The sequence below is a fragment of the Mucilaginibacter sp. PAMC 26640 genome, assembly GCA_001596135.1.
In the GTDB taxonomy this organism is placed as follows: Bacteria; Bacteroidota; Bacteroidia; order Sphingobacteriales; family Sphingobacteriaceae; genus Mucilaginibacter.
Genome location: CP014773.1, coordinates 2,240,575 through 2,261,174, shown reverse-complemented (window position 1 = coordinate 2,261,174; position 20,600 = coordinate 2,240,575). Strand labels below are relative to the sequence as shown.

General features: G+C 43.7%; 16 protein-coding genes. 6 read left to right on the top strand and 10 right to left on the bottom strand.

Annotation, left to right across the window (positions count from 1 at the left end):
* The first annotated feature begins 14 nt into the window (after positions 1 to 14).
* On the top strand, positions 15 to 1,034 hold the full coding sequence (locus A0256_09790) for a hypothetical protein (protein AMR31692.1): 1,020 nt from the start codon (positions 15 to 17) through the stop codon (positions 1,032 to 1,034).
* Between the two features lie 40 nt (positions 1,035 to 1,074).
* On the opposite strand, the gene A0256_09785 is transcribed toward A0256_09790, so the two are convergent.
* The 3 genes from A0256_09785 to A0256_09775 all read right to left on the bottom strand — a co-directional run bounded on the left by A0256_09785 (position 1,075) and on the right by A0256_09775 (position 4,018).
* Entirely contained in the window at positions 1,075 to 2,049 is a 975-nt protein-coding gene (locus A0256_09785) for a hypothetical protein (protein ID AMR31691.1), read from the bottom strand.
* A 32-nt stretch (positions 2,050 to 2,081) separates the two neighbouring features.
* On the bottom strand, positions 2,082 to 2,534 hold the full coding sequence (locus A0256_09780; GenBank protein ID AMR31690.1) for a hypothetical protein: 453 nt from the start codon (positions 2,532 to 2,534) through the stop codon (positions 2,082 to 2,084).
* A 143-nt stretch (positions 2,535 to 2,677) separates the two neighbouring features.
* A complete protein-coding gene (locus A0256_09775) occupies positions 2,678 to 4,018 on the bottom strand; it encodes a hypothetical protein (GenBank protein ID AMR31689.1) in 1,341 nt (446 codons plus the stop codon).
* A 181-nt stretch (positions 4,019 to 4,199) separates the two neighbouring features.
* Between A0256_09775 and A0256_09770 the strand changes: the two genes are divergently transcribed.
* Together A0256_09770 and A0256_09765 are read left to right on the top strand one after the other, a co-directional pair.
* Positions 4,200 to 5,399: an aminotransferase V gene (locus A0256_09770; GenBank protein AMR31688.1), complete on the top strand. Its 1,200-nt coding sequence runs from the start codon at positions 4,200 to 4,202 to the stop codon at positions 5,397 to 5,399.
* Between the two features lie 58 nt (positions 5,400 to 5,457).
* The gene (locus A0256_09765) at positions 5,458 to 7,323 is read left to right on the top strand and encodes a hypothetical protein (protein AMR31687.1); all 1,866 of its coding nucleotides are present in this window, start codon (positions 5,458 to 5,460) and stop codon (positions 7,321 to 7,323) included.
* Between the two features lie 57 nt (positions 7,324 to 7,380).
* Here the strand turns inward: A0256_09765 and A0256_09760 are convergent, their stop codons facing one another.
* From A0256_09760 to A0256_09750, 3 genes are all read right to left on the bottom strand, one after another.
* A complete protein-coding gene (locus A0256_09760; protein AMR31686.1) occupies positions 7,381 to 8,448 on the bottom strand; it encodes a glycoside hydrolase in 1,068 nt (355 codons plus the stop codon).
* Positions 8,449 to 8,465: 17 nt separating this feature from the next.
* A complete protein-coding gene (locus A0256_09755; GenBank protein ID AMR31685.1) occupies positions 8,466 to 9,881 on the bottom strand; it encodes a Tat pathway signal protein in 1,416 nt (471 codons plus the stop codon).
* Between the two features lie 191 nt (positions 9,882 to 10,072).
* On the bottom strand, positions 10,073 to 10,930 hold the full coding sequence (locus A0256_09750; GenBank protein ID AMR31684.1) for a hypothetical protein: 858 nt from the start codon (positions 10,928 to 10,930) through the stop codon (positions 10,073 to 10,075).
* Positions 10,931 to 11,315: 385 nt separating this feature from the next.
* Here A0256_09750 and A0256_09745 point away from each other — a divergent pair, with 385 nt between their 5' ends.
* Genes A0256_09745 through A0256_09735 form a run of 3 tightly spaced genes read left to right on the top strand, consistent with a single transcriptional unit; the run spans position 11,316 to position 13,891 of the window.
* On the top strand, positions 11,316 to 11,906 hold the full coding sequence (locus tag A0256_09745) for a hypothetical protein (GenBank protein AMR31683.1): 591 nt from the start codon (positions 11,316 to 11,318) through the stop codon (positions 11,904 to 11,906).
* Positions 11,907 to 11,964: 58 nt separating this feature from the next.
* Positions 11,965 to 12,651 (top strand): DNA-binding response regulator, encoded by a 687-nt coding sequence (locus A0256_09740; protein AMR31682.1) that lies wholly within the window; start codon positions 11,965 to 11,967, stop codon positions 12,649 to 12,651.
* On the top strand, positions 12,638 to 13,891 hold the full coding sequence (locus A0256_09735; GenBank protein ID AMR31681.1) for a hypothetical protein: 1,254 nt from the start codon (positions 12,638 to 12,640) through the stop codon (positions 13,889 to 13,891). The genes A0256_09740 and A0256_09735 overlap by 14 nt, the downstream gene beginning before the upstream one ends.
* Before the next feature lie 165 nt (positions 13,892 to 14,056).
* On the opposite strand, the gene A0256_09730 is transcribed toward A0256_09735, so the two are convergent.
* The 4 genes from A0256_09730 to A0256_09715 all read right to left on the bottom strand — a co-directional run bounded on the left by A0256_09730 (position 14,057) and on the right by A0256_09715 (position 20,499).
* A complete protein-coding gene (locus A0256_09730) occupies positions 14,057 to 15,658 on the bottom strand; it encodes a hypothetical protein (GenBank protein ID AMR31680.1) in 1,602 nt (533 codons plus the stop codon).
* 259 nt (positions 15,659 to 15,917) lie between these two features.
* Complete coding sequence (locus A0256_09725) at positions 15,918 to 16,619, bottom strand: hypothetical protein (protein AMR31679.1); 702 nt, start codon at positions 16,617 to 16,619, stop codon at positions 15,918 to 15,920.
* A gap of 84 nt (positions 16,620 to 16,703) precedes the next feature.
* Positions 16,704 to 17,603 (bottom strand): hypothetical protein, encoded by a 900-nt coding sequence (locus A0256_09720; GenBank protein ID AMR31678.1) that lies wholly within the window; start codon positions 17,601 to 17,603, stop codon positions 16,704 to 16,706.
* A 136-nt stretch (positions 17,604 to 17,739) separates the two neighbouring features.
* Positions 17,740 to 20,499, bottom strand: coding sequence for a hypothetical protein (locus A0256_09715; GenBank protein ID AMR31677.1), 2,760 nt, complete (start codon positions 20,497 to 20,499; stop codon positions 17,740 to 17,742).
* Between the last annotated feature and the right edge of the window lie 101 nt (positions 20,500 to 20,600).

The following is a 20,600-nucleotide window of genomic DNA, read 5'->3' as shown; positions in this document are numbered from 1 at the left end:
TTGACACCTGCCATATGCCCCTGCTTTTTTATATTAGTGGCATGATTCGCCTAAATTATCACTTATCACCTTTATATCTTGTGCTGCTTGTGTTTGCAACAGGCTGCAGTAACGAAATTGGCAGCTGGAGAAACGACCAGATAAAAGCAAGCAAACGGGATGACCTGCATGAGTTGAATAATAAAGTATTCAACTATATCAAAGCCGGTGATACGAAAGGGATGGAGGGCCTCCTTTCCAAAGAGTTATTGACCAGCAACAGTATTGATGCGGCGGTGAAGAATATCGGCCACCGGATGACCACTGACACGTTCGCCAAATCTGACGAGTATTACACCATAAATAAATATATCGAACGCGACAGTATCAAAGGGCAGGCTACCGGTGATAACGCTTACAAGCTTATTTACCATGCTTATGCACAGGAAATGTATATGGTGTTTTACACGCCCACCGGCAAGGATGTGCAGAATAAAATTATGGTTACCGCCATTTATGCTAATTATGAATATGGCTGGAAGCTGAGCTTTTTAGAATTCCAGCCCTATACCTTAAATGGCAAGACCGCTCCTGAACTCTTTAAATTGGCTAAAAGCTATTATAGCAAACACTACCTGATGGATGCTCTTAGTTATGCCAATATGGCCAACAGCACCCTGCGGCCAAGTGCCATCTGGCTTTACAATATTGATGGGGATGTACTTAGTTTCCGTAATAAACTACAGGAAGAAGCAGATAAAAAATACAAATTTCCGGTTGTGCTGGCTGATCTGCCCGGCAAACCACGGATACTTGGCATTTTTAATAAAATGACGAATGAGGGGAACTTCCCAATCGTTAGCTATCAAACCAAAATTAGTTTGAAAGACACCGCTGCTGTAAGGAAAGAAAATATTCAGATGCGCAAAGTGATTAGCGTACTGATCCCGGGCCTGGAAAAGAATAACAAATACATCTATTACCAATCTTACAACGAACTACCCAACTACAACGCCCAGGTGTATCATTTTGACTTGATGGATAAACGGTGGTAGAGAAACGACAGGATTGTAAGTCAAACATTCAGCCGCTGATTTAAATGATGCCTGGTGTTAATATTACTATCGATTCATTTCTGGCAATGGCAATTTGCTTGGTTTGCCGATTATATATTATTTGCGGCGTACCATCTCCAATTATACTTGAATTCTGTCTACCTGAATCTATGGTTCGATCTTCATCTACAATTTCACCAGTCTTAAAATTGACAATTTTGGGATATATAAACAAATCCCAGGCATAGGTATCGTCAATCACAAACAGATTGCCAAATTCTGCATTTACATTTGTGTGGCTTATAATGGTATCTGACTTGACATCCCAGATTGCAAGTTTTTTGCTAAAATCACAAGATTGTTCATCATCGTAAACTTCGTCTGTTGAACCTATTAATATCAGCGAATCATTTATAAAACTGGCCGTACAAATTTCAACTCCTATGTCGGGATACAGTGTTTTTCGATCCAAATGAGCTGGCTTGAGTAGACAATCCCTGATATCATAAATTTCAACCACGTCCCTTGGATGCCATACCCAACCCCTGCATATTAATAAGTTACCATCCGGACTAGTTTCTAACCGGGAATGAAAAGTATCGGAGTTTTTTCGTCCCTTTTTATTGGTAACTATTTTACCTGTTTCTACATTTTCAAAATCTAATCTATCATACCTTAACGGACAATGGATTAGATAAGTAACGTCATCAAGGGTTGTAAATGCCGCAGGATACTCGAAAGCATTGGCGCAATAATAAGGCCTGTTTATTTCTCTCAGCTCCTTACCGTTTTTTAACAATACACCCTTTGTTCCTAACTTGCTATAAACAAAAGCATAGGTACCGTCCGCCGATGTGATTGCCGCGTTAAAGTTGAACGGCAGATTATAGTAAACTGACTCTTTTACTTTACCTCTGCAATCATAAAGGACCCCGCCGCACGCCCAATCAATTATTTTATCACCTAACCATGAAATAGTTTTCAGAAAGCCAGCCTCAATTTTAACAGCTATCATAAGCGCCTAAATCATATATAGCAAATTGTCGTTTATACCCCCGAATACATGGAGTAATACAAAAATAAAGGAACCGCAATAAGCACCAGCAGTACTACCATGCCGATCAATCCTATTACAATACTACGGCCCCAATTAAAGGCCTCGCCATTGTTATTGATGTGTGCAGCGATCATCTTGCCCTGGTATTGGTTAACCAACCCATAAGCAGACCATGCATAAATAACCGGAAAAACAATTCTTGGAATGTTTACGCTAGCGGGTATAGCAGCTGCCAGTCCAAATAAGGCTATGGTAAAAACGATGGTATAGAGCCAGGTCTTCTTTGCCTTATCGTATGCATTAAAAGCCTTAAAGTTTTCTGCAATCATGTAACCGGCTACCAACGGGCCGCCGATAAAGGTAGCCACCCGGATCATATTTGGCTGGTAAACTTTAGGAGACGCAGCCGTTACGGCATATACAGGTTCTTCAAAATCGGTCATGGTGAAAGGGCTTATCGGTTTTAATTCAACTAATATAAATATTAAATCTCAAAAAAGAACCAATAAAAAGCGGATCACCCTTCCGTAATCCGCTCATATGTAGCCGGGGACAGATAGCAACATTTATTAAAGCTTGTTTGGCTTTAGTTAATTTTACGGATCTCGTTATTGCCGAAATCTGCAACATATACGCCGCTGGAGGTTGCCAGAACGCCCGTTGGTCCGTTGAATAAGGCAACATTCCCTGCTCCATCGGTAGCGCCGGTGGTGCCTGACGTCCCTGCCATAACCAGCAGTTTTTTATCCGTATTGATCTTCAGGATCCTCCCCGACCCGTCGCTGATCCAGAAGTTGCCGCTGGCATCAATACTTAAAGCATTGGGGCTACCCAATAAAGAATTGATACCTGGGCCACCTGCAAAAGTGGTCACCAGCAGGTCGGCGTTTATTTTCCGGATAGCGCTGTTCGTGGCTTCCGTCACATAAATATTTCCTGCGGCATCAATTGCAACTGCAGCAGGCTTATTAAAATTGGCAGCGGTTCCGGTGCCGTTCAAATAACCTGCTGTGCGGCTGCCTGCAACTGTGGTCACCACCCCTGCAGGGGTTATTTTGCGAATGAGGTTATTCCCGGCATCGGCAATAACCAAATTTCCCGATGGATCGATAGCAATGCCGCTTGGCGTGTTGAATGAGGCTGCCTCGCCCGTACCATCTGTATACCCGGCTGTGCCATTACCCGCAAATGTGGTAACCACCCCGGAAGGGGTAATTTTGCGGATAGCATTATTACCACGGTCGGCAACAAAAATATTGCCTGTAGCATCTACCACCAATGCAGACGGAGAATAAAACTGTGCCGCATTGCCGGTGCCATTGGCATAGCCGAGGCTGCCACTGCCGGCCACGGTTGTCACCGCACCCCCCGTGCTGATTTTCCGGATAGCACAATTAAAAGAATCTGCTATGTACAGGTTACCTGCAGCATCCGCAGCAATACCCATAGGGTTATCAAACTGGGCGGTTAGCAAAGGTCCATTGCTTAAGCCCCCCGCCAGGCTGCCTGCATAGGTGCTTACCTGCCCAAAAGTAGCCGACAAATTACTGCCTGTATTAAATTGTATCACCTCGCCATACCCTGTTTTGGTAAGATACGTTGCATAGGCCCTTAAGTAGTAAGTGGTATTCGGGAGTAAATAAGGTATGGTGTTACTGAACGACGAATAGGTAACAGCTACCGACTTAGTACTATCGGCTGTAGTAGGTTCATGATTGGTTGAACTGTAGCACACACCATATGCCGTAGCGGCACTGGTGGAAGATAGAATACCGCCGCTGTAAGCGGTTGTTCCTGCCGCATCAATGACTACGTCGGTTGTATTCAACACCGGCGTAGCGGTATCATCAGTGCTTTTGTTACAGGCAACTAGCCCGGCGATGGCTATAATCAGGAAAGATTGAGTGATGAAGGAAAGTTTTTTCATGCAGGTTAGATAAGCTTATATTTATTTGGAGTTAAATAACAGGCATTACGCAGGTAAACGAAAAGATGTAACGGTAAAACCCGTGGTTGTGTCGATTAACACGCGATTGCGCTGCCCAGATAAAATTTTAATTTTATTCTTCGCGGAGGTTCAACCCCTTTAAATTGCGCCAAATTTAAAAATGGAAACTAACCCAATTACCCCGCAAGATATACAACGATTCAGGGCCGACACAAAAGGAACAACCAAACGAATCCATTTTAATAACGCAGGGTCATCTTTTCCGCCGGATGTTGTGTTAAATACCATTACTAATTACCTGGAGGAAGAGGCAACTTACGGCGGCTATGAAACCGAAGCCAAATACCAGGCAGCATTAAATAACACGTATGACCTGGTGGCAAAACTCATTAACGCCGACCGCGATGAAATTGCGCTGGTAGAAAGTGCGAGCGTTGCCTGGGGACTGGTGTTTAATGGAATAGATTTTAAGGCGGGTGATGAGATCATTACCTCCGAAATGGAATACATCACTAACGTGATGGGCTTCCTGAACATGAAAAACAACCACGGCGTTATATTTAAAGTGGTCCCGAATGATGCTGACGGGAATTTTTCGCTTGCCGGGCTGGAAGAAGCGATTACCGACAAAACGAAACTCATCGCCATTACTCACATCCCTTCTACAGCAGGCGGAATGATGCCGATTGAAGCGATAGGTAAAATAGCGCGGAATAATAGGATCCTTTACCTCGTGGACGCCTGTCAAAGTGCGGGGCAGATCCCGCTGGATGTTAAAGCCATTGGCTGCGATATGCTATCTGTAACCGGCCGCAAATACTTACGCGCACCCCGCGGTACAGGCTTTTTGTTTGTACGGAAAGATGCGCTGGAGAAGATCAAAGTCATCCTGATGGATAGCTTTGCAGCCGACTGGGTAACCGAAACCGATTTTAAACTCAGGAATGATGCCCGCCGGTTTGAGCTTTATGAAAAGAACCGGGCGCTAATCCTGGGCTTGGGTAAAGCAGTTGAATACGCGCTCAATATTGGAGTCGACAGCATCTGGCAGCGCGTACAGTACCTCGCCGATCTGCTCCGTAATCAACTTAATAGCATCGACGGGGTCACGGTTCATGATTTTGGCGCGGAAAAATGCGGCATCGTTACTTTTTCGGTAGCAGGGATAGACAGTATGGAGGTAAAATCCAAATTGTTTGAAAAGGGCATTAATGTATCCCTGGCAAAAGCAATCTCCACACTTATTTATATGAACAAAAACCACCTGGCTTCCATCGTGCGGGCATCGGTACATTACTACAACACCGACGAGGAGATCGATACTATGTGCGAAGTAATTACAGGGATTATCTCATCCTAATCTAACGTTATTTTAACGGCTTTTTAACATCGGGATTTAACATTACTTTTGTGCCCCAATGTTAAAAAGCCTTTTCAGTTTCTGTCGTTTCCTTATTTTTTGGATCGTATTTGCCATGATCACCCGCGGGGTGTTTGAGGTATACTTTAGTGAAAAATTTGCGGGCAGTACTTCCTGGGATATCTTCAAAACTTTCCTTTATGGTTTCAGGATGGATGCCTCCGCGGCGGCCTATATTTGCCTACTTCCGCTGGCAGTTTTTGGCGTTAACTGGTTTACGCCTTACCATATTAAACCCATTTGGCTACGTATTTATGTTTACCTGGTGCTGGTGATGCTGTGCCTCATTAACATGGTGAACTTTAATATCTTCCGCGAGTGGGGCACCAAGGTCAACTTCAGGGTTTTTGCCAATTTATTCAATTCACCATCTGAAGCTATGGCATCTTCAGGCTCCTCTCCTATTGCACTTACGATTACCATTGGACTGCTAATGATGGCTACTGGAGTATTTCTCGCCAGTTACATCATCGATTTCAATTTTAGAAAACCAAAGGTGCCAATGGCGGCAAAGCCGGTGGTCTTCGCCTTTGTTTTTGGGGTATTGTTTTTTATTGGCCGAAGCGGCTTACAACTGGCCCCCATCAGCCAAAGCACTGTTTACTTTTCCGACAGGCCAATTCTTAATCAGGGGGCGTTGAGTACAGAATGGAATCTGTTTGCCAATACGTTCGAGAACCTAAAAACGCCGGATAACCCCTATCTTTTTATGCCGGCTGATAAAGCAACCATGCTCGTAGACAGCATGTACGCGGTAAAGAAAGATACAACGGAGCACATCCTCACTACAGAACATCCAAATATCGTCATCATTCAATTGGAAAGCTTTACCGCTGATGTCATTGAATCCCTCGGCGGCGAAAAGGGGGATGCCCCAAACTTTGAGACCTTCATCAAACAAGGTGTTCTGTTCAACAATATTTATTCGGCAAGCGACCGTACCGATAAAGGTATCGTAGCTATTTTAAGTGCTTTCCCCTCACAAGCCTCCCGCACTATGGTAATTGATAATGCCAAGCAGGAACGCCTGCCTGCATTAAGCAATGTATTTGCAGACTATGGCTACCACACTTCCTACTTTTACGGTGGCGCCAGCGATTTCATGAATTTTAAAGCTTATCTGTTAAGCCATAAAGTCTCCAAAATAGTTGATAAATATAGCTTTGCCGATAAGGACATGAATTCCAAATGGGGTGCGCATGATGATGTAATGCTGAAAAGAAATATTTTGGAGCTTAACCATCAGCCGCAGCCTTTTTTCAGCTACGTACAAACGCTAAGTAATCACGAACCTTTTGAAGTACCCGGCACCCCCCATTTTTCCGGTGAGGATCTTCCCAATAAATTCCGGAGCACAGCCTATTATACAGATGCCAGCCTGAAAAAATACTTCGATGAAGCCAGAAAGCAATCCTGGTATAAAAATACGCTGTTTATTTTGGTAGCAGATCATGGTCACCGGTTACCTTTAAATCATTCCGAACCGTATAACCCGCGCAAATACCATATCCCGCTGTTATTTTTTGGGGATGCTATTCAACCCAGGTATCGCGGCCAACGCTTCAGCAAGCTTGGAAATCAAAATGATTTGGCTACAACGCTGCTGGCGCAACTCAACCTGCGGCACAAACAATTTAAATGGTCCAAAGACCTGCTCAACCCCTATGCTAAACCCTTTGCATTTTTCGATTGGGACGATGGCATGGGTTTTATTTTACCCGGCCAGGCTGTATCATACGATAACGCCGGCAGGCGTGTAACCTATGTAAAAGACAACAAAGCCACTAAACAGGAAACCAGCGAAGCTTTAACATTAGGTAAAGCCTTTCTGCAGGAGGTTTTTACGGAGTATATGAGCTATTGATCTTTCTCAAAGTCATTCCGCAAGGAGCTAACCGCAAAGATAAATTGTTGTCAATCGCTATTTCAAATAAGCCAGCCGGGCGTAGGTCTCCAGCATAGCTGATTGATCGATGAGGCTTTTTACCTTTTTTGCCCCCAGCAAATTCTGCCCGTCCCGTTCATCTTTCCAAACATGTTCGGCATCATCCATGATAAACTGCAATCGCTGCTTGTTTTTTTCAACCTTGTACAGCTCAATATACCCGCGAATTAACACTGCATTGAACCAATAGTTGCCCGGCAGTTTGCCATTTTTAAAAAAGAATTTTTCGGCACCATCGGCAACAAACATGGCCTCATCCAGGTATTTTTTGTTTTTTGTGATATTGTATAGTATAACAGCTGATTGCAGCATGGAGCCTGCATTGTAGGTATAAAATGCAGAGTCGATGGTAAGTGACGGAACGCGGATCGCATCATAGTAAGTACCCTTGGGCGAAAGCAGGTTTTTCTTCGTCCAGTTGTAAACGGAAATGGCCGTATCCAAATAAGCCTTTTCATGAGTAGCCTGGTACAGGCGCAGCGCTACCAATACACCCGGGCCGTTGGAGCAGGTATTCTTACTTTTCAAATTACCTTCTTCCCAGTAGAAACCACCACCTGCAACCTGATCATGGCCGGTGAGCAGAAACCGGTAAATAAGTTGTGATTTCTCCAGGTATTCCTTTTTTTTGGTACGGTCATAAGCATCCATTAGCGCAATGGCAATCCACTCGTTATCGTCGTAAAAGCGTGCATCAACCTTCTCTTTAACTACCATTGCCTGGTAGGCTGGCGCAGGTGCCCGGTCACTGTAGTATTGCGCTATAGCTTTCATTACCGGGGCTATGTATTGCTTTCCAGGTTCCAGCCTTTCCATTTCGTTGGCGGCCTGCAGCAAAGCGGTTAATGGCCACAAAAAAGAATGGTTGCCTTTGTTCTCGGCCTCGTTGTTGGTCTCCAGGTAAAGCCCCGTACTTTTATCATAAAAACTTTGCGCAATATTTTTGTTGATAATGGCAATACGGGCCTTATAATTCGGCGTTTGTGCAGTGGAACTAAAAGCCACAGCAATCCCAAAGGCCATTATCAATGCTATTTTTTTCATAGGTAGATCTCTAAATGTTAGCCCAGTAGCTGCGGCTTGGTTGTATAGGTTTCCCAAAGCAGTTCACCAAATAGGGTATTAGCCCAGGCAAACCATTTACGGGTAAATTTGCTTGCATCGTTCTTATTAAACGACTCGTGCATGAAGCCTGTGCCCCCGTGTGTTTTACGCAATGTGTCAATACACTCCCTTATCTCCTGATCGTTGTTGCTAGTAAGCGCCCGTACAGTGATGGCTATTGGCCAGATCATATCTTTACCAACGTGCGGCCCGCCAATACCTTCGGCGGCTGTGCCTTTGTAAAAGAAAGGGTTATCCAGCGAGAGCAGCATTTTACGGGTATTGATGTAAACCGGATCAGTATTTTTTATAGCATCCAGGTAGGGCATGCCCAGCAGGCTGGGTACGTTAGCATCGTCCATCAGGTTATAGCTACCATACCCGTTTACTTCGTAGGCGTAAACTTTGCCGTATTTCGGCGTTTCGATGATTGCGTGCTGCTGCAAGGCAGTGCTAACTTCAGTCGCCAGTGCCAATAACTCGCCAGATAAAGTCTCATCTTTAAATATGGTTTTCACCATCTCTGCCGACTGCTTTAAACTGGTTACTGCAAAAAAGTTGGATGGAATCAGGAAGGAATAAACGGTGGCGTCATCGCTCGGGCGGAATGACGAACAGATTAACCCAACTGGTTTTACAGGGTAACCGAAGCCAAACATGGGTACAGTATCGGTAGCAAATTGGGTTTTGCGCTGGAACGAGTACGGCCCGTCGCCTTCCTTACGCTGCTGCTCTTTAAATGTTTTCAACACATTTTGTATGGCACTTTTCCATTTAGCATCAAAAGGAGACGTGTCGCCAGTTAATTTCCAATATTTATAAGACAGGCGAATGGGGTAGCATAAGGAATCAATCTCCCATTTACGCTCATGCAGGCCGGGTTTCATATCAGTAACATCACTTTGCCATTCACTTACCTTATTCGGATCATCGTAAAAAGCATTGGCATACGGGTCGCGCAGAATACAGGTGGCCTGGTGATTAATTACACCTGCAACCAGGTTTTTCAATTCAGCATCTTTATTGATGAAAGCAATATACGGCCAAACCTGTGCAGAACTATCACGCAGCCACATGGCATCAATATCGCCTGTAATAACGTAGGTATCGGGCTTACCGTTAATTGTTTTATAAGTTACGGTGGTATCCAAAGTATTTGGGAAACAGTTCTCAAAAAGCCATCCCAGTTCAGGGTTCTTTACTTTTGATTTAAATTCTACAATGGCTTTTTCTATAACTTTGCTGGTAAATTTGCGCTGCCCCTGTGGAATCCGCACAACCGGGTAGGTTTCTGCTGCTGCAAATGCTACCTTGTTTGCTAATACGCCTGCTCCTAGCATAGCAGTGCTGCCAATAAATTGCCTTCTTTTCATAGGTATATGTGAAATGTAAAAGAGATAAAATCTGGCGGAAAATTAGTCAAATCCCGGAAGATAATATCATAATTTTAAATATGCCGGTTGTTTAACTGCTTCAAGTACGAGTTTACCAGCCATTCTGGATAAAAAAAAGGCAAAAAAAAAGCCCGGCTTTTGCCGGGCGTCGTGTTTATATTTCACGTTAGTTAATTTTGAATTAAAACATCAGTCTGCTCCGCGTCTGCATAAACCGTGTTTTTAGCCTGAAGAAATTTCTTTAACTCTGCTAGTTTATCGGTGTTGATCAAATCTACGCCGCAGCTGAGCAGGCCATTCCAAACCTTTTCATTTTCAGGCGAAGCCCAAAGCCTTACTTTCTTACCAAACCTATGTGCCATACTTACAAAGGCGCATAATTTTTTTCGCTGAGCCTGCGGCATTTCGCCTTTGCCGTTCCATCCGAGCATTTTAGAGTATTTGCAGCTGGCGGTTTGATATAAATTATTGGTTAGCGTGTCATGATAGGTTTTGGTGAGGTCTTCATCTATAAAAGCAAGGCGGTTGCGTTCATCTTTTATTTTTTTGTAGGGCTTGTTACCAGTAATTACAACATTGATCTGGCGTTGCACATAGGTACCGTTTTCATAACCGGATATTATGGACCGGTATTTCTGAAGCAAGGCTTCCAGCACAATATAGGTTTTGTTGGCGTTGGATTTAATATCCACCATTAGTGTTATTGGCGACTTTGGTTGCAAGGCCATCCTGTTTTTCCCGTTGATACAATCTTTAAGCGGGGCCAGATACAAACTTTCCAGCGTGCCTTTACTCTCCACCATCGGCAGGATGTGTGCAACCAGCAACCTGCCATTTCGCAGGTAGATATCAGCTTCCACATGCGTAAAGCCGTTATCAAGCGCATCATATAGGGGCCTCTTATGAGAATAGTCGTTATGAGCAAATGCATTCTCTAAAGAAACGTTTTGGCCGAATGCCGCACAGCTAAGCAGCATTAAACAAAAAGGCAGCGCAACCTGCGCAAAACAATGCTTTACATTCATCATTACTGCAATTGTTTATCGTAAAATTAACAGCACCATACCAAGTTATCGATAGAACACGGTTAACCTTAAGTATATTAATCAGGGATTTGGTTTAACAAGAGAGCCTCAGCAAATTCAGTTATTTTTTATCATCCTTCGCCGCTGCACCACTCAGATGTAATTATACGAAATTGTCATAGAAATGTTATAATGAATCTGTTATTATTGAAAATATATTTTGCAGTACGAGAATTTTTGTCGCCGACTAATATCATCAAATCCGGATTGCTGCCTGTTCAGCATCCAATAGATTTACCGGGCAAATCAAATCCTTGATCAGCATTTTTGTTTACCTCAAAATTTCTACAGATTCCATGGCGATTATAGTGGTCACTACTAGTTTTAGATGGATCTGACCAAATTGGTGACCGCTTCGGAAGAGTTTGTAAAACAGATGCTGAGCGTGCAGCTGCCCGGGCATATGCTTTTCCATAATCTTGACCATACGCAACGCGTGGTGACTGCCGTTACAGAAATAGCGCGGCATACCGGGGCCGGAAAAAAACAAACCACTATACTGCAGATAGCGGCGTGGTTTCATGATACGGGGTATTGTTTGGCCTATGATGGCCATGAAGACCAAAGCATCATCATAGCTACAGACTTTCTAAAGGCACATCGTTGCGACGAGCACATCATAGCACAGGTTGTTGCTTGTATTGCGGCAACCAGAGTGCCGCAGTTGCCACAAAACTTATTGCAGCAGATCATGCGCGATGCCGATATGTACCACCTGTGCATCAAAGAGTATATGCACCTTTCCGTTAAATTGCAAAAAGAATGGGAAATTGTTCTGGGCAAAGAATATACTGCCCGGGAGTGGCTGCAATCCAGCATAGGTTTTCTGGTAGCTCATCACTATTTTACCGCATATGGCAAAACAACCCTGCAGCAGAAAAAACTGCTTATTATTGATGAACTGCTTAAGGAACTTTAACAGCCAGCCAGGGCCACCCAAATAGCCTTTCTCCAATTTTAAACCCTAACTTTATCAGGTGAAAATTTTAATAGTTGAAGATGAAGACGGTCTCCGCGAAAGTATCGAGGCTTATTTTACAGGGGGCGATAGCTTATGTGAAACCGCAAAGGATTTTACCTCGGCGCTGGCAAAGGTGGGCATGTACCGTTACGATTGCATCATTCTTGATCTTACCCTGCCAAATGGTAACGGCCTCGATATTGTAAAATATTTAAAAGAACATGATTACAACGATGGCGTATTGATCATCTCTGCCAAGAACTCATTAGATGACCGCCTTGCCGGCCTGGACCTGGGAGCTGATGATTATTTAACCAAGCCCTTTCACCTTTCAGAACTGCGGTCGCGGGTTTTGGCCATCGTCAGGCGCCGATCTTACAACGGTAATAACATCCTCAAATTTAAAGAGATCAGCATAGATCTTGCCGCCAAAGCAGTTGTAGTAAATGATCATCCTGTAAAATTAACCCGCAAAGAGTACGCACTGCTTTTGTACTTTATTGCCAATAAGGGCAAGGTGGTTTCTAAAAATGCTATAGCTGAGCATCTGTGGGGCGATAGTATCGACATAGCCGATAATTTTGATTTCATTTACTCGCATATCAAAAACATCCGCAAAAAACTGGTGGAAGCAGGGGCTAACGACTATATACAAGCGGCATACGGCATGGGGTACAAATTATCTGAACGTGAAACTGATTGAAAAGTACAATCGTGTAAACATTGCTGTTACTGTTGTAATAATGCTGGTAACCGGCCTGGTATACTATTACACCATTAGCCATATTTTAACTAACCAGTTAAATAAAGACCTGGTGCTGGAGGAGAACGAAATTTTTAATTACGTGAAGCTCAATAAGGCCTTGCCGGATGTTTATCAATCTAATCATCAGCAAATAGTTTTTTCGCCGCTGGGATATAAAACAGTAAAGCGCCGTTTCGTAGATACCGTTTACCAAGAGGCAGATGGAAACCATATGGAATCGGGGCGCGGCCTTATCAGTTCTGTAAAAGTTAAAGGGCGAAATTACCGCGTCATGGTTACCCAATCTACGGTAGAAACAGAATACCTGATCCAGATCATCTTCCTGATCACCATTGCCCTGATCATTACCCTGCTTGTTGTTTTGACCATACTGAACAGGGTAATTCTTAAAAGCATCTGGCAGCCATTTTATACGGTACTCTCCCAATTGAAAAAATTCAGCCTGGCCGATAAGGCAGCAATCAGCAGTACGCCAACCGTTATAGATGAGTTTAACGAATTAGACGCGGCGGTAATTGCCATGGCCGAACGTGTTGGAAAAGATTACCAGAACCTTAAAGCATTTACCGAAAATGCTTCGCATGAATTGATGACGCCGATATCGGTAATCAACTCCAAACTGGATACGCTGCTGCAGACGGATGAGTTTACGCACAACCAAAGCAAGATCCTGAATGATATCTACGGAACGGTAGCGCGTTTAACCCGCCTCAACAAGTCGATGTTGTTACTGGCCAAGATAGAGAATGGTTTGATAGGCGACCAGCAGGATGTTGATGTAAAACTACTGGTGGAAGAAGCTTTGGAAATGCATGAAGAAATGCTGCAACGCAAAAATATCAGCCTAATAACAAACCTGGGCCAAAAAAACGTTTGGGCAAACCAGCCGGTTATGGAAGTGCTGATAAATAACCTGGTAAGCAACGCACTTCGCCACAACTACTCAAATGGGAAATTAGCAATAACCTTAGATGAACGGGGCCTTGCCATCAGCAATACTGGCAAACACGCGTTTGATATAAAGCAGGTGGTTAAAAGGTTCAATAAGTCAAACGAGTCTGAAGGCATAGGGCTGGGTCTTACGCTCTGCAGTCAGATTTGTACCAGTTACGGTTTAAAGCTGGAGTATGATTACTCCAACGAGATCCACACCTTCAAGGTATTGTTTGACAATTGAGCGCAACAGCGTTAAACTTTCAGAACTAGATCTGCGAAGAACTATTATAGGGCAACAAAGAATTGTTGATGATCTTGATCACAGCAAGCTTGCTAGTATTTGGCGTCATCTTATTAATGTTTTCAGCGGCTGTACCGTTGTTACAATCAATGAATATCAAAATGATCACCCTTTTACCTTAAATGACCTTTTCCTGGCCACCACATGCTTTATACCACGTTCGGCAGCGTCTTCGGCCATCTCAATAATAACCAGATCCAGCCGCTCCAATTCCGTTTTAATATGGGGCAAAATCTCGCTGTCCCCCGGGTTGTCCAATAAAAGAGCAGTAAGTCCTTTTAGATTTGCCAGCGGACTACGGATCAGGTGGGATTGTTTCCAGGCTATATCTTCGATATTACTTACATGCTTTTTTATTTCCCGGTAAGCAGTTTTCAAACAGGCCTCCGCTTTTTTGCGTTCAGTTATATCCTCAAACTGGCTTACAAAATATTCCGGTCCGCCTTTTTTGTTTAAAACGGTCGCAATATTTAAGGAGATCCAGACAACCGAGCCATTCTTACATACGTACCGCTTTTCTATCCGGCCTGCACGACTTTCGTTTTCCAATACCGCATTCGTCAGCTTATCCGTTTCCAAATAATCATCAGGATGGGTAATATCTAAAAAAGACATAGAGAGGAGTTCCTGCTCCTTATACCCTACCATATCGCACAGCGTTTTATTTACTCTTAACCATTTACCTTTAAGCGATACGAGTGCCATGCCTATAGCAGAATGCTCAAATGCGGCTTGAAACTTAGATTCACTGTCTCTAAACTTAATCAACAGGCTTTCCAGTTTCGCAGACCGCTCTTTAACTCTTTTTTCCAGTTCCTGATTAATCAGCCTTACTTCCTGCTCGGCTTCATGGCGGCTATCGTCTAAAGCGTTTAGCCAATTCACCATATACCAGGCCAGCCCCAAACCTGCGCACAAAAAACAAATGATAAGAACGGCCAGGCCGCTGTCAAACGAAAACAATTTGAGCTGCTTCGATTCAATTCGCAACGCGCCAAATATCACAGCAATAAAAACAACCAGGAATAGTAAACGGCGCGCTACCTTATTCCCTACACGCTTACCGGTAAATAAACCGGTGATCCCAATGCGGGGGTGCAATAAAGATGCGGTAATTGATATAAAGAAAAACAAAAGTGATGTATGCACAGGCATTGCGCCGGCATAATTTAAATTATAAAATAAAGAAAGCCCATACAAATAACCAATTAGTGCTACAGAGGAAATAGCTGTAACTAATGTTAGCAGGTGTTGCGAAAGGAAATCCAAAAACCTGTTTTTAAATTTAAACCCCAAAAAAGAAAAGCCTAGCAATATAAAGCAAGCAGCCGTATTAACCGACATACGGCCCGGATATGGCACCTGCCTGGCGATGTCTGAGTCATCAATAATAAAAAACTGATCAATACCCGTATTAAAACTAAAAACCGTTTGTAACAAAGAAATGCTTCCGATGATTAGTATGATCATCGACAAGAAAACAGTAATCGCCCAATAATACCTGGTAAACTGAAACTGCTTTACCAGTAATAGTATACCCATGAATATAAAGCCCAAAGCAGTATTAAATTTCATGGCAGTATAGGCTGGTATAATTGCTTGGAAGGACAGGATTTTAAATATCCACCCGATAGTAACAGTAACACCAATGATCAGGCCTATTATTCCACTGAACGTAACGGCTCTTAATTTGAATGGTAGATGCATCGGCTAGTAGAAAATAATGTAGGGGTTATGCGCAAAATCACTAAGAAACAAAGGGCCTCAATACTGTATGATCAATATAATGCCAATGCGATTAAATGTGGTAATAATTACCTAACCTGCTAATAGTTAATAAGTTTGCCGGCAGCTCGAATTCACCTGATAAAGTTGTGAAACGAGAATAAAAACACTTTAAAGAAACCGAACTAACGAACTGGCGAAGTTACCAGTTAAAATAATTGAAGTTTTTCATGCACCACTCCTATTTTAAAACCGCATTGGCTTGCTTTGCGGAAAGCAAAGTAAGCTTCATCCACACTGGGGTATCAGGATTGCCGGCCTTGTCAACCTTTACGGCGGTGATTTGGTTGATAAGTTCTATGCCTTTTACAATCTCTCCAAAAATAGTATAGTGCCCATCCAGATGCGGCGTACCGCCGATCTTTCGATAAACTTCCCGCTCTGCGTCCGTAAAATGGTGTTTGTACTTCTTTTCGGTAGCGTCCAGTTGCTCATTTGTCCAGGTGTGGCCATCTACAATATAAAACTGGGTAGTAAAAGATGATTCTTCCGGGTTATCGTCCCGCCCCATAGCCACTACGCCACGGCGGTGGAATAGCCCCGGAACAAATTCCGGTGCGATCCATTTTTGTTCTGGTTTGAGCATGTGCCCTTTTTCATACAGCGAATCTGGATCCCCGCCCTGAATCACAAAATTTTTGAGAATTCGGTTAAACGTAGTCGCATCAAAATAATGGCTTTTAATCAGCCTGATGAAATTATCCCTGTGCACAGGGGTTTCGTTATACAATTTGATGATACACCAACCCTGCGGCGTCTCTAACTTAACATACTGGTTGTTTTGCTGAGCGAATGCACTTACACACAGGCAAAACAGTACGGCATACAATAAGAATGTTCTTTTCAATTTAATGGTTTTTAAAGCAGCGCAACAATGCCTCATCTCACTAATCTAAACAAAAAGGTTAATAATAACGCTTTCTGATCAGGACTCATTTCCAAAGTATAAGCTATCAGTGCCAACATCTTACAATAATACCGTCGCGTTTATTTTTTCCTTCTTTTTTTTATACCATACCCGGCACATTTGCATGCCCAACGAAATCAGAATGAGGCAAAGCCCGATATAAAAGCTGGCTGATAAGTCCCGGTTTTCGTGATAGATCAAAATAGCCAGCAATATGGTATACAGCGGTTCCAGGTTAAATGTAAGGCTTACCGTAAAAGACGAAATATGCCTTAAGGCACTCACAATTAACAAATACAAGCCCACCGTACAAACGATAGCCAGGATGAGCAGCCAGCCAAAATCGGGCAGGGTTGGCAATAATGAAGCCTTCGGCGTAAAGTACAGAATGATGGGCATAATGAGCGTTAAACCTGCAAGCCCCCCAAGCATCTGAAAAAGGATGATCGTTTCTCCCCTAAAACTTGTAGCCAGCCGCTCATTGTAAACGGTATAAAGTGCTGCCAAGACTGATGAGATAACGCCCAGTACAATTCCGGTTCTGAAATGGGTATCCATGCCAAATATCAATGCTATACCACAAAGCGTAAGGCTGCTCAGTAAAAGTTCCTGCACCGATATTTTCTTTTTGTTAAGGAGCGGTGCCAGCAGCGCGTTAAAAAAACTTGTCAGCGCAAAACATACTACACCAACAGAAATATTTGAGTATTTGATACTGCCGTAAAAGAACAGCCAATGAAAACCCAGTAGGGCACCGGCAAAGCCAATCCTGACTTTTGATGAACCCGTTATGATTTCCTGTTTACCCCGCAATGCAAACACGATCAGCATAAAAACTGCCGAGATCAACGTTCTGTACCAACTGATTAGCCCTGCATTTAGCGTAATGAGCCTGCCGAAGACACCGGTAAAACCGGCAAGTACCAATGCAATATGAAGTTGAAGATATGCTTTTTTCAATATGCCTGTAAAGTTAAGCCACGCAACTTACCAAAACATAAATTTACATTTAAAATTCTTTGTCCATTTATTAATCAAATCCTACGGAGGCCAGGCTTAGCGCTCACATTTGTAATTTTTTGCCCTATCCCGGCCGTCAATCGGCAAAATCAAACCATAAGGTGCTGGTAATTGGCTTGCCATCGGCATGGTTTTTTTGGCTTTGCGGGCCTAAAACCTCCGACGCTTGAAATTTGGTCCCTATAGCGTTGATGGCTTTCATAAACCCGATATTACCTTTAGGGAATGCTGGCTCCACGTTGTTATTGCTTAAAGCTGCCTGTTCCCTTGCCGGCTGGTACATTTGCAGGTACATGTTGTTATCACTGGTATAAACCGTAAACGGCGATTCTTTATTCTCTATCACCGCCCAGTTTACCTCCGCATGGTAGCCTTTAAACTCAGGGTAGTTCCATGTTTCGCCGGTAATGGTGTTGTTATAGGCTTTATGCCAAACGCCAAACTGCTGGCCTTTTAACCGGTTCTTCCAAACGCGGTAAGGGCCGCGGCCAAGCCACTTCATCCCGGTAACTTTCTCTTCGGGATAATTGAATGTAATGCCCATAAAATCCACATCGCCCTGCTGTGTATATTGATACTCCAGCATCACCGGTTTGCCCGGTGTAAATGTCCATTTGATATGCAACGGTGCTTCACCCTGGTAATCGGCCTCTACTACATATTGCGCCTTTTCAGCTTGATAAGTAAAATGCTTTAATGTGGTAGTAACACCGGCCAAAACGGGGCCGCCAGATAAAGAAACTGTGCCTGTTGGCTTTACTACCCTTTGTATATAACCGGTAGTCTTATCGAAATAATAGCTTATGCCATCGCAATTAATAGCTAATGAATTACCGGTCCCGGTAATTTTTATTGCCGATCTATTAACAGCTGGGGAAATGCCCGGCTGTGACGCGACCGGAGGATGAATAGCCCAGCTCCACGTGAAGACCTCTTTTTTATCCGGGCCGTATGCGCTGAGGTAAAGTGCATCATTTTTCTGCCAGGATGCCGGCAGGTTTAAACTAAGCATACCTTTTTGGCCGGGCTTTAAATTTGAAATAGCAGGCCTGCCTGTTGCCGATGTGATAGCTGCCGTAGTTTTACTTTTTGCCAGTGGAAATTTAATCAGCCTCCATTTGAAACTGCACTGGTTAAAATTGGTAAAGGAATACCGGTTCTCTACTGGGATCTTGCCGTTGAAAGCTTTATCAATCGACTGCTGATTGATATATACCGGCGACCAAATTTCTTTAATGGTATAAAAACTGGCTTCCTTTTCGCGGTGTGGCCCAACAATACCGTCGGGCGCATGGTTTCCGTCCGAATCATAGCTATTGTCTTTATCGGTACGGATAATGGCCTCATCTAAAAATGCCCAGATAAAACCACCCGCACCGTGGGGGTGCTGCAGCATAGCCGACCAGAAATCATCCAGGGCCGCTCCTGCCCCGCCATCGTAAAGGCCATGCATAAACTCGGTAGGGAAAAACACTTCCTGCCCGGTGGCTGCCGCTTTAACCATGTAAACATAATTGGGATAATGCTTGGTATCAGTACCGTTAAACTTTTCCCATGGATGCAGCACGGTGCGTTTCTGGGGGTCGTATAAAGCATAATCATTATCCAGCCCGCGGTTAAATCCGCCTTCGTTACCATTATCCCAAAAAATAACGCTGGGGTGGTTTACATCGCGTATCACCAGTTCTTTTACCAGCTTATGCCCAACCACCGTATCATATTTTGCCTGCCAGCCGGTTAACTCGTCCAGCACATAAAGTCCAAGTGAATCGCATACATCCAAAAATTCAGGATCGGGCGGGTAATGCGACATCCGCACGGCGTTATTGTTCATCTGCTTCATCAACCCGGCATCCATTAATTGCACGGCCTTGCTCAATGTGCGCCCGGTTTCGGGCCAAAAGCTATGGCGGTTGGTACCTTTTAAGATCACCCGGGCTCCGTTTACATAAAATCCGTCGTTAACACGCAACTCCACTGTGCGGAAACCAAATTTTTGTTTAATGGTGTGACCGATCCCCTGTTTGCCTTTGATACTTACGATAACCTGGTACAGATTTGGAAACTCCGCGCTCCATAATAAAGGCTGATTAAACCGGCCTTTCAACTGCAGGCTATCAGCTTTGGCGTCAGCCTTCACTACCATTGGGGCACCCACATTTTGGCCGCTCAGCGTTTGTACCTGCCCAACAATAGTCTCGCCTCCTTTTAAATTAAGGGCAAAAACGTTTAGTAAAAAAGATCCGTCGGCTTTGGCATTGACCGATGTACGCGCTATGAAGGTGGCGGGCGCTATCTCCAGGTATACGGGCCGGTAGATACCACCCAATACCCAAAAATCGCTATTCCCCCTTTCGGCATCGTTTACTGATGAGTTAGCGGATGTTTTATCAACCATTACTTCTAAAAGATTGTCCCCCATAGGTTTTAGCAGCTCGGTTATGTCGTATTTAAACCGGTAAAAAGAACCCTGGTGCACTTCACCCGCCTGCTTACCGTTTACCATTACCTTCGTATCAGTCATGGAGCCTTCAAAAACTATAAATACTTTTTTGCCGGCCAAAACGGGCGAAGCAAATTGATATTTATAACGGCCCTGTTCGTTGGCTTTTACCTTATCGTGCCCATAATTATAGGTACCAAAGCCTTGCTGCTCCCAATTGGATGGGACGGCAATTTTTGTCCAGCTGCCACTTTTGCGGCCACCAGTACAATAAAAATCCCATTGCACAGTATGATCTTTATCTGTACCGGAAAGGTACTTGATCACGGTGTTTTGTGCAGAGCTGCTTAGATAGAGGGTTGTCAGGAATATTTGCAGAATGATCGTTTTCATCAGTTAATATTTAAATTAAAGCTAACAGATTTTATCGAAAGGTACCCCGCTCGCTTACGGTTGCGATTCGTCTATATCCGGCTAATTATTTCACCGGCTAC

Excerpts from the sequence above, each read along its gene's own strand:
- A0256_09725 (AMR31679.1), bottom strand. The coding sequence starts at position 16,619 with ATGAGGCATTGTTGCGCTGCTTTAAAAACCATTAAATTGAAAAGAACA.
- A0256_09785 (AMR31691.1), bottom strand. The coding sequence starts at position 2,049 with ATGATAGCTGTTAAAATTGAGGCTGGCTTTCTGAAAACTATTTCATGG.
- A0256_09775 (AMR31689.1), bottom strand. The coding sequence starts at position 4,018 with ATGAAAAAACTTTCCTTCATCACTCAATCTTTCCTGATTATAGCCATC.
- A0256_09750 (AMR31684.1), bottom strand. The coding sequence starts at position 10,930 with ATGATGAATGTAAAGCATTGTTTTGCGCAGGTTGCGCTGCCTTTTTGT.
- A0256_09780 (AMR31690.1), bottom strand. The coding sequence starts at position 2,534 with ATGACCGATTTTGAAGAACCTGTATATGCCGTAACGGCTGCGTCTCCT.
- A0256_09765 (AMR31687.1), top strand. The coding sequence starts at position 5,458 with ATGTTAAAAAGCCTTTTCAGTTTCTGTCGTTTCCTTATTTTTTGGATC.
- A0256_09770 (AMR31688.1), top strand. The coding sequence starts at position 4,200 with ATGGAAACTAACCCAATTACCCCGCAAGATATACAACGATTCAGGGCC.
- A0256_09730 (AMR31680.1), bottom strand. The coding sequence starts at position 15,658 with ATGCATCTACCATTCAAATTAAGAGCCGTTACGTTCAGTGGAATAATA.
- A0256_09790 (AMR31692.1), top strand. The coding sequence starts at position 15 with ATGCCCCTGCTTTTTTATATTAGTGGCATGATTCGCCTAAATTATCAC.
- A0256_09760 (AMR31686.1), bottom strand. The coding sequence starts at position 8,448 with ATGAAAAAAATAGCATTGATAATGGCCTTTGGGATTGCTGTGGCTTTT.
- A0256_09715 (AMR31677.1), bottom strand. The coding sequence starts at position 20,499 with ATGAAAACGATCATTCTGCAAATATTCCTGACAACCCTCTATCTAAGC.
- A0256_09745 (AMR31683.1), top strand. The coding sequence starts at position 11,316 with ATGGATCTGACCAAATTGGTGACCGCTTCGGAAGAGTTTGTAAAACAG.
- A0256_09755 (AMR31685.1), bottom strand. The coding sequence starts at position 9,881 with ATGAAAAGAAGGCAATTTATTGGCAGCACTGCTATGCTAGGAGCAGGC.